This is a genomic window from Spirosoma aerolatum (genome assembly GCF_002056795.1).
Lineage (GTDB): Bacteria > Bacteroidota > Bacteroidia > Cytophagales > Spirosomataceae > Spirosoma > Spirosoma aerolatum.
This window is the reverse complement of record NZ_CP020104.1, coordinates 6,593,969-6,606,517: the sequence shown is the minus strand read 5'-3', so window position 1 is coordinate 6,606,517 and position 12,549 is coordinate 6,593,969. Positions and strand designations below refer to the sequence as shown.

Sequence of the window (12,549 nt, the reverse complement as noted above, 5' to 3'; positions counted from 1 at the left end):
TAACACGAGACCGCAAAAGTACAGCCCCGGTTCTACACAAACCAATACAAGGGGAATAAAACTTATGCTTCAGTTCCAACGTTAATAGATTATTCGAAAAAAGTTGTTAGACATTCACTGCCACCTGCTTTGTTAATCAGCCATTCTACCGAATGGATATGCCAATGAAAAATAGTAATCTTATATCCAGAGTTTTATCCTCTATCTTCTTCAAGCGCGCCAACGCTGGCGCATCCCGATATGCCCGAAACAGCCGTAGTTTGTTTGAATTGATTCGGGAAGCGGTTGAAAAAAGTGGCGGGTTGACAGGCGCTAACTTTTCGACATTCCGTGACCAACTGGGCGTGGTGACCCGTTTGCTGAAAGCATACGCATCGGGTGATTACCGGGAAGTGCCCTGGAAAACCCTGCTCAGAATGATTGCCGTGCTGATCTATTTTGTGTCGCCCCTGGATTTTTTGCCGGATTTTCTGCCCGTTGTTGGTTTAACCGACGATATTGCGCTGATGCTCTGGCTGTTTAGTGGCATAAAAGATGATATAGAAAAGTTCAGACAGTGGGAAAATCCGGTCGTTAATCAGCAAGGCGAGTCACCTCGTCGAGCGGCAACGATTAAGATCGGATAAAGTAGAAAGCGATGTATGACTTGCGATTGACGATTTGGTAAAAGCCCAATCGTAGTTCGTAACTTTTATATCGTAAATCGTAAATCGTACTTCGTAATTCATTAATTTTGCATACATTCAAATTCCAGGAATCATGGTTTCAAGCATTTTTGCAATTATGGGTTTGGGCGGTCAGGAAATGATTTTTATCTTCCTGGCGTTGCTCCTGTTGTTCGGCGCTAAAAAAATTCCCGAACTCGCACGGGGCCTCGGTAAAGGCATCAAAGAATTCAAAGACGCTACTAAAGACGTTCGCGAGAATATCGAAGAAGGTCTGAAAGAGTCGGATAAACACTAAGCATGTATTGTATCCAGGCAGACAATCAGGCGGTTCCCTTAAGGAGCCGTCTGATTGTCTGTTTTTGTTAGTTTAGCTGCCTGTCCTACGAGAGAACGTAATTCTTTCCCGTTGAGGGCTGAGTAGTGATAAGCCATTTCCTTGTGACGCTATACCGTAGCTTTTCTTCTGTACAGGCTGACCTAAAAACAGGCCAGCTTACCTGCCGCCAATTGGTAGAGCAGTACCTCACTCGCATTCAGGAGGCTCAGCACCTTAACGTATTTACCGAAGTATACGCCGATGAAGCCCGGCAGCAGGCGGATCGTGTCGACCAGAAACTGGCCGATGGTACGGCTGGTCGACTGGCGGGTATGGTGATTGGTATCAAAGATGTGCTCAGTTATGCCAATCATGGTGTACGCGCAGGTAGTCGTATACTCGACAAGTTTACGGCACAATTTACAGCAACAGCCGTGCAACGACTGATTGATGAGGATGTGATAATCATTGGTCGGCAAAACTGCGATGAGTTTGCGATGGGTTCATCGAACGAAAATTCGGCCTTTGGCCCGGTTCGAAATGCAGCCGATACCAGTCGCGTGCCAGGTGGATCGAGTGGCGGCTCAGCCGTTGCGGTACAGGCGGGGCTTTGTTTAGCTAGTATTGGTTCCGATACGGGTGGTTCGGTCCGTCAACCGGCCGCATTCTGTGGCGTTGTAGGTTTGAAACCCACCTATGGCCGTGTGAGCCGCTGGGGTTTGATTGCCTATGCATCTTCTTTCGATTGCATAGGACCGATTGCCAATACGCCCGACGATGCCGCGCTTCTGCTCGAAATTATGGCTGGTCCCGACGAGTTTGATAGTACGGTTTCGAGTCGGCCGGTTTCAGCCTATAGCCAGGCATCACTTCCTGAACGTCCACTGCGTATAGCGTATTTACGCGATGGGGTCGAAAGTGAAGGAGTCGATCAAAGCATTCGGGAAGCTACCCAGCGTACCATCGATCAATTGAAAGCGGCAGGGCATACGGTTGAACCCGTCGAAATTTCGCTGTTACAGTACCTGCTGCCTACCTATTATATTCTGACAACCGCCGAAGCCTCGTCGAACCTATCGCGCTTCGACGGCGTACGCTATGGATACAGAAGTTTATCGACGGGTACATCAGGAATGGACCTTTTGACGTTGTACAAAAAAAGCCGGACAGAAGGGTTCGGTGCTGAAGTACGTCGGCGGATTTTGCTGGGTACGTTTGCGCTGAGTGCCAGCTATTACGACGCTTATTACACCAAAGCACAACAGGTTCGACGGTTGATTCGGCAGGAAACCGAGCGGCTATTTGGACAATACGATTTTTTACTGTCGCCCACCACACCCACACCTGCATTCCAGTTGGGCGAGAAAACAGAGGATCCATTACAAATGTACCTGGCCGATATATTCACGGTTCAGGCAAACGTAGTAGGCTATCCGGCTATATCGATTCCAAATGGTACCGACGCAAACGGGCTGCCGATAGGTATACAACTCATGGCTCCGCCTTTTGCCGAAGAGTCACTGATTGGATTGGCAAAAACTTTGCAGCATATATGATATATACTGTATGATATAGGAACGAAGCGTTTACATAAAAAGAAATCTTTTGTTCTCAATATCATACCTCTTACATCATACATCATAAACGTAACGTAATCTATATGAACTACCTGAACCGTAGCCTGTTAAGACTGAGGCTGTTGAGTGCGGTAGTGGGGGCGACCTTCGTTGGGTCGGTAAGCAGCGCCCACGCCGAGACTACGATTCAATTGGACAGTACGATAGTTAAGAAAGATACGCTGGCCTATGTGCCGACTGTTCCTGACAGTCTGATTCGCGAGCGGCTGGCAAAGTTACAGAAAGACATTCCTCTGAATTACCACAAAGCCGTTCAGGCTTACGTCGATTATTTTACCTTCCGGCGGGCGAGCTACACCCAAACCATGCTGGAACGAATCCCCCTATTCTTTCCACTTTACGAACGTTTACTTGCCGAATATGGGTTACCGAACGAATTAAAATACCTCTCAATCGTCGAATCGGCCCTGAACCCACGGGCTATTTCACGGGCGGGCGCTGGTGGGCTCTGGCAGATTATGCCCGGTACTGGCCGTGACCTTCGACTCTTTCAGGATGATTACGTAGACGAGCGGATGGACCCGGTCAAGGCGACAGAAGCGGCCTGCAAATACCTGCGCGATCTGTATAACATCTTTGGCGATTGGGAACTGACAATGGCTGCTTACAACTGCGGGCCTGGAGCGGTGAAACGGGCCATGCGCCGAACGGGGGGCGATTCATTTTATTCAATCTATGATGCCCTGCCTAAAGAGACGCGTGGTTACGTTCCTCAATTTGTAGCGTTCACCTACCTGATGAACTATGCTAACGATCATGGGATTGTGGCCGAAAACTACGAGTATCCAATTCCGCATGATACGATTCACATTTCGGGCTACTTCAATCTTGAAACGTTTGCAAAACACAGTACAATGCCGTTAATGGATTTGCAGAAGATGAATCCGGCTATTACCACGACGATTTTGCCCGATTATACCCGGCGATACCCCTTACGCATTCCTCATCAGCAATACGGCTACTTTGCCAGTCGTCGGCAAGCTATTATGGATTCGGCTCGTAAAATACCGGGCCGGATGGAGCATATTCTGTTGGCCAGTGCCGAAGATATTCGGTATGGGGCTGATTCGATAGGAGCCTGGGCAGCACGGAGTCAGAATCCTTTGGCGAATATAACTCTGGACGAAACATCGGCGGTTGCGGCAAAACAGGCTCTGACTGAATCGGATGATGAACCCGAAGAAGATATTGAAACGATTGTGATGCGGAAGCCCCGCAAGCAAATGTATGTTGTAAAAAAAGGAGACAATCTAACTGATATTGCCGATCGGTTCAACGTAGAACTTTATGATTTGAAACGCTGGAATCATTTACGGTCTACCAGAATCCAGCGTGGGCAGAAGTTGACAATCCTGAAAGAAGTGGCCGAAACACGTGCGGAGCGACTGGCTCATCAGGGAACCGCTAAAGCAACTAAGAAAGCCGAAGTTGTGGTAAAAAGTAAGCGGTATAAGCCTCGTTACCATCGCGTACAGGACGGCGATACGCTTTGGAACATTGCCCAGCGATACGATGGTTTGACTATTGAGCGGCTGAAAAAATTAAACCACATTCGTAACAATTCGCTCCGCCCCGGCCAGAAGTTGATTGTTGGTTAATGGGTGTAGTTATTAGTTTACGATGGACAAAACAACACGATGCTTTTATCTGCCGTAAACCGTACAATGAATTGTCAAAACCGACGGCTTTCTGATGAATAAGTCGTCGGTTTTTTGTATCTTTATAGTTCTATAACAGGCTTATAAACAAGCCTTTGCCGCTAACGAATGATTGCTTATTTAGACGGGGTTCTTGCCTACAAAGAGCCTACCCATACGATTATCGACGTTCATGGTGTAGGCTATATGGTACACATATCGCTTCAAACCTATTCTATTTTACCCGGTGGTGGAGATCGCATCAAATTATTCATTCATCATCTGTTTCGGGAAGATTCTCAGGCATTGTATGGCTTTGCCAGCGCCGACGAAAAATCGCTTTTTCTGGATCTGATCGGGGTGTCGGGTGTTGGGCCGAATACGGCGCTCGGTATGCTGTCGGCTATGCAGCCGGGCGATTTACGGCTGGCTATTCTTGGCGAAAATGTAAGGGCTGTCCAGGCCATCAAGGGGATTGGCGCTAAAACCGCCCAACGGATTATTCTGGAGCTGCGCGATAAAATGAAGAAATCGGGTGTTGTGCCAGATGGCCCCACCTACCGCCAGCAAGCTGCCAACCCAGTTCGGGAGGAGTCGCTGGCTGCACTGGTTGCCCTAGGATTTCCCAAAGCCACTGCCGAAAAGAGTGTCGATGATGCGCTGAAAGCAGAACCGAATCTGACCGTAGAGGAAGTTATTCGACGGGCGTTGCGACAGGGCTAGTTATAGCCAACAAACGTAGTCAGGTAGTTTGGCTATGTTTGTTGGCTATATGATATGGATAGAGGAGGAAATGATCCTCGCCTGTAGTTTTTATCAGGAGTTAATCAACGCCAGCCGCTTTTTTGGTTTTCGCTTTTGCCACGGCTTTTAGCTCTTTCGCATCGCTTTTCAGTGCTTTCTTTTCGGCTTTTTCCAGTTTGCGGTCTGCTTTGGCCATGCGTGTTTTAGGGTCGGAAACACCAGCTATCTCGAGCCCTTTACCACTGCGAGCATTGGCATTGAGTTCATGTGCTTTTGAAATTTTCTTTTCAGCTTTCATCTCTTTTTTAACCGCTTTCCCTTCCTGAACGGCCTGGGCAAAACTGGTTTGTGCGGCTGCCAGCATAGCGCAGACAGAAGCAGCAATGATTAGCTTTTTCATAACGTTTGATGGTTTTAGTGAATTTACTTATTAATCTAATTAGTGTCGTGAATGCATTATCAACCAACTATGTCTACGTTTGTTTAGCACGCCAATAATTTAGAATTTATATAAATCCCTCAGGTTGGCTCTAAAGGCCCTTTATAGTAAAAAAGTCCAGCTTTTTTTGCTGGACTTTTTTGTTAGTTGACAGGTGTATTTTTTAAGTAGTTCTCCAGGTAGGCTGTGTATTGCTGATAGAGTAGTAGCTGAGTATTCGCACTATACGCAACGCCGTGAGCACCGGGCGGATAAATGCGTAAATCTGCATCTTTACCGGCATCTTCCAGTGCATTCATTAATTGAAATGTGTTCCGAACGTGTACGTTTTCGTCCATTGTAGAGTGAGCAATGAACATTTTTCCGGCCAGGTTTTTCGCATAAGTTGTAACTGCGCTGGCTTTATATTTCTCTTCATTTTCGGGCAATAAACCCATGTATCGTTCGGTGTAAATTGAGTCGTAGAGCCGCCAGTCCGTTACGGGGGCACCCACAATCGAGACTTTGAATACGCCCGGATGGGTCAGCATCGTATAGCTGCTCATATAGCCACCGTAGCTATGACCGCGAATGGCCATCCGGCTGGCATCGATCCAGGGAAGTTTAGCCAGATAGGCGGCCGTCTCGGCAAAGTCGAGGCTCTCGTACTTTCCTAGTTTTTCATAAACGATCTTCTCAAAATCGCGTCCGTACCCTCCGCTGCCCCGGTTATTCACACTAACGACAACATAGCCTGTTTGAGCCAGCCATTGGTGCCAGCCCGTTGTGGCAAATTCGTTGTACACGGATTGAGCACCCGGCCCACCGTAGATGTCCAGCACGACCGGATATTTATGACTAGGGTCGAAATCGATGGGCTTGATGATTGAAATGTCGATAGGCTGGCCGTCGGAGGTAGTAAAATTTGCCAGTTCTTTATGGGCGTAATCGTGGCTGGCTATGTAATCCCAAACCCGTTTATTGGTTTCCAGCGCTTTGATAAGCTGGCCTTTGGTATCGCGAAGTTCAACCTGCGTAGGCGTGTTAACGTTGGAGTATTTGTCAATGAAATACTGGCCGTTCGGTGAAAAATTTACCGCATGTCGTCCGGCTACGCTGGTCAGCCGTCGTTTGTTTTTGCCATCCACATCGGCTACAAATAACTGACGTTCCAGGGGAGATGCTTCTGTCGACGTGAAATAAACCTTCTTTGTTTTGGGGTCGATGTGATGCACATACGTCACCTCCCATTTGCCACTTGTGACGGCATTGAGCAGTTTACCCGAATAATTGTAGCGGTACAGATGTGCATAGCCATCCCGATCCGAAACCCAATAGAACTCCTGAACACCTGCCGGAAAATACATCAGGTGATTGATACCCGCGAAAAAATCGAAGATGTCGACCCAGGTGCTGGAGGTTTCTTCCATGATCTGGCGAGAATCACCCGTGCGAGCATTGGCCATATACAACCGCAGGTGATTCTGCTTGCGGTTCAGGTGCATCAGTGCTAGTTGCCCTTCGAGCGAAGTCCAGTAAATACGTGGAATATAGCCATCACCCAGATCGACCTTCATCCACTGTTTGGCTTTATTGGCAATCTCAATGACCCCGATGCGGACAATCGGGTTGGTATCGCCCACGCGGGGGTAGGGGAGCGAGTCATATTTTTCATCAAAGCCTTTATAATCCGTCAGGCGATACATTGGAACCTGTCGTTCGTCCGACTGCCAGAACGCAATGAACTTGCTATCGGGCGACCATTCCCAAGCCTGGGCCAGCCCAAATTCTTCTTCATAAACCCAGCCAAAACGACCGTTGTACAAAGCGGGTTTGGCATCGTTGGTGAGTTGGGTTTCCTGTTGGGTGGCAAAATCGAATACAAACAGATTTCCTCCCCGTTCGTAGCCGATTTTCTGGCCATCGGGCGACAGTTCGGCCGTTTGTGCGTCTTTGGCCACCAGTTTCAGGCTTTTGTCGGCTACCGAGTACACATAGTAGTCGGAAATGCCCGAGCGCCGATAGATGGGCCGGAAATTGCTCTGAAATAGGATGTTCTTTGAGTCTTTCGACCACTGGAACGAGCCATATTCAAATGGGCGGTCAGAATTGGGGAATTTCAGTTGCGCACCATCGAAGATCACCTCTTCTTTCTGGTCTTTGGGCGAAAAGGTCTTGATGGTGTTTTGGCCATCGATGAACGAAAACTTGCTACCGCCTTCAATCCAGTTTACGGAGCGGGGGCCGGGCGATCCGGTCAGTTGGCCACCCGAAAACAGGGCTTGTTGAAGATTGGAATAGCGCTGTCGGGACTGTGCAACTGCCTGTTGTAGGCTCAAATGAGCCAATAAGCTAGCAGCCAGCAAAAGCAGCCCGAGTCGATTACGGTTGTTCATGAAGAATTGTATGACTTATCAAAGATTCAAATTTACAAAAAAAGGCTTTTCGATTTGGTGCAATGAATCACGCTTTGCGGGTGTCTTTAGGCAGGCTTTTATCGCTATATTTCACAATTAATTAACAATTCTTTTTCGTATCGTTCACCAACTAACTACAGACCTATGACAAACAGGTACGTACTGGTTAGCAGATCGACCCATTCACTATGGCTCTTCTGTCTGACCTTATTGCTTTGTACGACAGCTTTGGCACAAAGCACGCGCTATACGCTGAAGGGCCGCGTTACCGACCCTGAGAAACTGCCTCTTCCGGGAGCGACCGTTGTGATCGTTGGGACAACCGTTGGAACAACCACCGATGCCGAAGGAAATTACTCCCTGCCCGTAACCCTTAAACCTGGCCCTATTACTGTTGCGTTCACAATTATCGGGTATGAAACCCTGCGTAAGGACATTACCCTTGGAAATGCCACGGAACTGACCTTAGATGCGGAAATGGTGGCCGCTCCTACCAATCTGGATGAGGTTGTTGTTACGGGCTCAACGCTATCAGCGCCCAAGCGTGAACTGGGTAATGCGATCAGTACTATTAAGGCAACTGACTTGCAACAGTCGGGGTCGGGTAATCTGATCAATTCATTGCAGGGTAAAATGCCGGGTGCGCAGATCACGCAAAACTCGGGCGATCCGGCAGGTGGTATCAGCATTCGCCTACGCGGGATAAAGTCGCTGGTTGGGTCATCCGATCCGTTGTACGTCGTCGATGGAGTCATTGTGAGCAATGCCAGTACAAACGTTTCGCAACTGGCGCTGGCAAATGACGTAGGTAATGCCAACGTTGGGCAGAACCGCCTGTCTGACATTAACCCCGACGATATTGCTACGATCAACGTAATCAACGGGGCGGCAGCGGCTGCTCAATATGGTTCGCGGGCGGCCAATGGCGTTGTTATTATCACGACCAAGCGTGGGCAAACCGGCAAACCGACCGTGACCTTTACGACTTCATTTAACGTCAACGAATTGCGTAAGAGTGTGCCCGTGAATACGTATGGCAAGCAATTTGGGTTTGCTGCGCTCCGGCTTTATCCAATTGGTGTCATTTCTGCTGCTCAGATCGCTGCCAATCCGGGGACTACTACCACCAACATCTATCGCGAAGGAACGCTGTCGCCCCTAGCTACGAATCTGGTCGATGTACAGCGGTATAATTATTTCGATCAGATTTTCCAGAAAGGGACAGGTACCGACAATACTATTTCCGTTGCCGGTGGGCGTGATAACACGCAGTACTATGTCTCGTTTGGTTATCTGAAAAATCAGGGTATTATCAAACAAACGGATTTTACTCGGTATAACCTTCGCGCCCGCGTTGATCAGCGACTGACCAACTGGGCTAAAGTATCAGTGGGCTTGAGCTACATCAATAGCCTGTCGAACGAGAAAGCCAACGGCAACGTGTTTTACAGCCCGATCAACTCGGTCAATATCACGAACAACATCTACGACATTACCCAGCGGGATGCGGCCGGTAACCTACAAGCTGTTGAGCCAACCCGTGTGAACCCCCTGTCGACGATTGAGGACATGAAGTTTTCGCAGTCGGTCAGCCGGACTATCAACAGTCTGCAACTGAACCTGACACCCCTCAAAGGCTTAAGTGTCGATTACATTGTAGGGGTCGATGCCTATTCACAGTTCGGTAAAAACTACATCCGTCCGTATCCTTATCAGGCGGTTGCAGGCTTGCCAGCGGCCCGTTACCCGAATGGGTTTGCGGCTACGGCTACCAATCAGGTTGTCCAGTTCAATAATGACCTGAATGCGCAGTATGAGCGCCAGTTCAGTGAGGATTTTAAAATCAACGCGGCAATCGGGTATAGCTATCAGTATTTTCAGGCCGATTACTCGATCAATAGCGGGCAGAACCTGTCGCCATTTATTGAAACGGTCAGCGGAGCCAGTGCCTCCTATTCAGTTAAGTATGATCTGGATCGGTACAGCCTGAGTGGGATGTTTGCCCAGGCAACATTTGGGTATCGTAACCTGGCCTTTATTACGGGTGCCGTTCGACGCGATCAGTCCTCAAAATTCTCGCCAACCCAAACGAACCAATATTATCCCAAAGTCAGTGGCTCGTTCATTCTATCGGATCTGGATTTCTGGAAGAATCTGTCGTTCAGTAATGCCTTCAATAGCCTGAAATTACGGGCTAGTTATGGCGAAGCGGGTAACCTGTCGGGTATTGGCTCGTATGCTCGTTTCTATCAGTTTAGTCCGGTAAGTTACCTTGGTAAAAACACGGTCGTTCCAGGTACGCAATTGGCTAACCCCGATGTACAGCCCGAGCGTATGGGTGAACTCGAAGGCGGTATCGATCTGGCATTCCTGAATGGTCGGATTGGCTTGGGGGTTACGGCTTACCATCAGAAAATCAGCAATCTGGTTGTTAACCGGACACTGGCGCCAACCACAGGCGGAACGAGCATCGTGAATAACGTAGGGTCGATGGAAAACAAAGGGTTTGAAATTGTGCTGGATGCTACACCGATTAAAACCAAAGATTTTACCTGGGATTTTACGGTCATCTACAACCACAACCGAAACAAAGTGCTTGACTTGGGTGGACTGCCAATCATTAGCCCCGATGCCTCCTCGGCTTCGGGTACGCCGGTTTATCTGATGGTCGGTCAGCCGGTTGGCGTTTTCTACGGTACTGCGTATGCCCGTAATCCAGATGGATCGCTATTTCTGTCGCCATCGGGTTTCCCTCAGTCGGAGCGGGCAGCTTCGCAGGATAACGGGGCCATCAATTATGTTCCAGCTACCCGTGGTAGCGACGGAGCAATTGATCCAACCAAACCAACGGCTAACATTATCATTGGTAACCCAAATCCTAAATGGACTGGCTCGTTCAACACAAATTTTTCCTACAAGAAGTTGAGCTTGCATGTGCTGCTGGATGCTGTTCAGGGCGTCGATGTGTTTAATGCTGACAAACGTACACGGCAGGGAGTTGGCCTGGGCGATTATGCTGAGCAGGAGCTGCGCGGAACCCTAAAACGTGGCTATATTTTCGGTATTTACAATACGCAGGAGTTCCGGGTTGATCCAGGGTCTTATGTTAAGCTTCGTGAGGTAGCCCTGAGCTATACGCTACCAACGCTGGTAAAAGGTCTTAGCCGACTGAACATCGGTCTGGTGGGCCGCAACCTCTATTCATGGGATAAGTACACAGGTTTCGATCCTGAAACAAACGCCGGGGGAAACAACGACCTGTTGCGCGGAATCGACTTCGGGAACGTCCCCATTCCACGCACCTACCAACTTAAACTGTCAGCCACATTCTAACATGAAAAAGATTCTCATACCCATTTGTCTGACAGGACTGTTGCTACAGTTTTCCTGTAATCAGACGTTTTTAAATCCCAGCACCATCAGCCAGTCGCAGGCAGTTAGTTCGTCCGACGGTCTGATTACACTGAGCAATGGTCTGCAATATCGGTATACAACGGGGGCGCATTAAGTGTGCTTTACGCCAGCACAGCTGGTGCCGGACTCACGACCCGCGAAGATTTTGTTCTGAACGTGGGTAACCTCGATGAAGCGAACCTCGCCGTTGGGGGCGGAAACGTGTCGAACATCAACGGCGTTGTCCGTAACCTATGGACCCAAAGTCATCTGGTTCGCGCCAATGCTGAACTGATTCTGGCGAATACAGGCGTTGTAAACGATGCTGGTACCAAGAGCGGAGTCATCGGTTATGCGTCTATCTTCCGGGCATTGTCGCTGGGAACGTTAGGCCTATTTTTTGAGCAGTCGCCCGTTACAACGGGAACGAACGTGCCTTTTGTTCCGCGAGCCCAGGTGTTTAAAGAAGCCATTACTACGCTCGAAACGGCCGCCACACAGCTAGCTTCAGCGCCTGTTTCGGCTGATTTTAGCAGCAAGATTGTGCCCGGTATCGATATATCGAACACGGTTCAGGCGCTCATTGCGCGCTATGCACTTTTCTCTGGCGACTATGATAAAGCTCTGGCTGCGGCTGCGAAGGTCGATTTGACGAAAAAATCGGTCTATAATTTCGATGACATAACGCGAAACCCGCTGTTTGAGTACACCTTCGGCAATCTGAACGTGTTTCAACCGACGAATGCTAGTCTAGGTTTGACAGGCGCGTTAGCTCCAGATCCAGCTGATAAACGGATTGCTTTTTTGACAAAGCCGAGTACCAACACGGCTGTGGCACCCGTGATTGCTACAGCTTTCTACACGGCCAACAACGCAGCTGTACCCGTTTACCTACCCGGTGAAATCCTGCTGATTCAGGCCGAAGCCTACGCTCGCAAAGGTGATTTGACCAATGCTGTTGCGTCGCTGAATAAAGTGCTAACCAAAACGACAGATGCGTTTGGATTGGGAGCATCTCTGCCTGCTTATTCGGGTGCGCAAACCGCCGATGCGATCCTGACTGAAATTTACCGGAATCGGCAGATTGAGTTGGCCTATCAGGGATTCCGGTTAGAAGATAGCCGCCGATTCAACCGGCCTGGGCCGGGTGCTACCGGGGCTGAACGGAACCGAAACTTTTTCCCCTATCCGCTGACGGAGCGTAATAACAACACCAGTACACCCGCCGATCCAGCGAACTAAAAAGACAGAAGGGTATAATGAAAAAGGAGAGAAGGATGCCCTCAGGGTAGTCCTTTCTCTCCTTTTTCATTATACCC

The 12,549-nt window shown here is 49.0% G+C and carries 8 protein-coding genes and 1 pseudogene; 7 read left to right on the top strand and 2 right to left on the bottom strand.

The genetic code is table 11. From position 1 onward, the window contains the following. Nucleotides 1-164 precede the first annotated feature (164 nt). The 5 genes from B5M13_RS27510 to ruvA all read left to right on the top strand — a co-directional run bounded on the left by B5M13_RS27510 (nucleotide 165) and on the right by ruvA (nucleotide 4,981). Entirely contained in the window at nucleotides 165-626 is a 462-nt protein-coding gene (locus tag B5M13_RS27510) for a YkvA family protein (RefSeq protein WP_080060102.1), read from the top strand. Between the two features lie 133 nt (nucleotides 627-759). Next, the gene (locus B5M13_RS27505; protein WP_020598166.1) at nucleotides 760-963 is read left to right on the top strand and encodes a Sec-independent protein translocase subunit TatA/TatB; all 204 of its coding nucleotides are present in this window, start codon (nucleotides 760-762) and stop codon (nucleotides 961-963) included. A gap of 143 nt (nucleotides 964-1,106) precedes the next feature. Next, complete coding sequence (gatA, locus tag B5M13_RS27500) at nucleotides 1,107-2,540, top strand: Asp-tRNA(Asn)/Glu-tRNA(Gln) amidotransferase subunit GatA (RefSeq protein WP_080058722.1); 1,434 nt, start codon at nucleotides 1,107-1,109, stop codon at nucleotides 2,538-2,540. Nucleotides 2,541-2,644: 104 nt separating this feature from the next. Continuing rightward, a complete protein-coding gene (locus B5M13_RS27495; RefSeq protein ID WP_080058721.1) occupies nucleotides 2,645-4,219 on the top strand; it encodes a lytic transglycosylase domain-containing protein in 1,575 nt (524 codons plus the stop codon). A gap of 168 nt (nucleotides 4,220-4,387) precedes the next feature. Further along, nucleotides 4,388-4,981: a Holliday junction branch migration protein RuvA gene (gene ruvA / locus B5M13_RS27490; protein ID WP_080058720.1), complete on the top strand. Its 594-nt coding sequence runs from the start codon at nucleotides 4,388-4,390 to the stop codon at nucleotides 4,979-4,981. A gap of 100 nt (nucleotides 4,982-5,081) precedes the next feature. Here ruvA and B5M13_RS27485 read toward each other — a convergent pair whose 3' ends face one another. Both B5M13_RS27485 and B5M13_RS27480 read right to left on the bottom strand, forming a co-directional pair. Beyond that, on the bottom strand, nucleotides 5,082-5,402 hold the full coding sequence (locus B5M13_RS27485) for a hypothetical protein (protein ID WP_080058719.1): 321 nt from the start codon (nucleotides 5,400-5,402) through the stop codon (nucleotides 5,082-5,084). Between the two features lie 182 nt (nucleotides 5,403-5,584). Then, nucleotides 5,585-7,816 carry a S9 family peptidase gene (locus B5M13_RS27480; protein WP_080058718.1) on the bottom strand — a complete coding sequence of 744 codons (2,232 nt, stop codon included), beginning with the start codon at nucleotides 7,814-7,816 and terminating at the stop codon, nucleotides 5,585-5,587. A gap of 165 nt (nucleotides 7,817-7,981) precedes the next feature. Between B5M13_RS27480 and B5M13_RS27475 the strand changes: the two genes are divergently transcribed. Together B5M13_RS27475 and B5M13_RS27470 are read left to right on the top strand one after the other, a co-directional pair. Next, entirely contained in the window at nucleotides 7,982-11,170 is a 3,189-nt protein-coding gene (locus B5M13_RS27475) for a SusC/RagA family TonB-linked outer membrane protein (protein WP_245859518.1), read from the top strand. A gap of 1 nt (nucleotide 11,171) precedes the next feature. Further along, a pseudogene (locus B5M13_RS27470) lies at nucleotides 11,172-12,472 on the top strand (RagB/SusD family nutrient uptake outer membrane protein). Nucleotides 12,473-12,549: the final 77 nt, after the last annotated feature.

Excerpts from the sequence above, each read along its gene's own strand:
- B5M13_RS27510 (WP_080060102.1), top strand. The coding sequence starts at position 165 with ATGAAAAATAGTAATCTTATATCCAGAGTTTTATCCTCTATCTTCTTC.
- B5M13_RS27505 (WP_020598166.1), top strand. The coding sequence starts at position 760 with ATGGTTTCAAGCATTTTTGCAATTATGGGTTTGGGCGGTCAGGAAATG.
- B5M13_RS27495 (WP_080058721.1), top strand. The coding sequence starts at position 2,645 with ATGAACTACCTGAACCGTAGCCTGTTAAGACTGAGGCTGTTGAGTGCG.
- ruvA (WP_080058720.1), top strand. The coding sequence starts at position 4,388 with ATGATTGCTTATTTAGACGGGGTTCTTGCCTACAAAGAGCCTACCCAT.
- B5M13_RS27485 (WP_080058719.1), bottom strand. The coding sequence starts at position 5,402 with ATGAAAAAGCTAATCATTGCTGCTTCTGTCTGCGCTATGCTGGCAGCC.
- B5M13_RS27480 (WP_080058718.1), bottom strand. The coding sequence starts at position 7,816 with ATGAACAACCGTAATCGACTCGGGCTGCTTTTGCTGGCTGCTAGCTTA.
- B5M13_RS27475 (WP_245859518.1), top strand. The coding sequence starts at position 7,982 with ATGACAAACAGGTACGTACTGGTTAGCAGATCGACCCATTCACTATGG.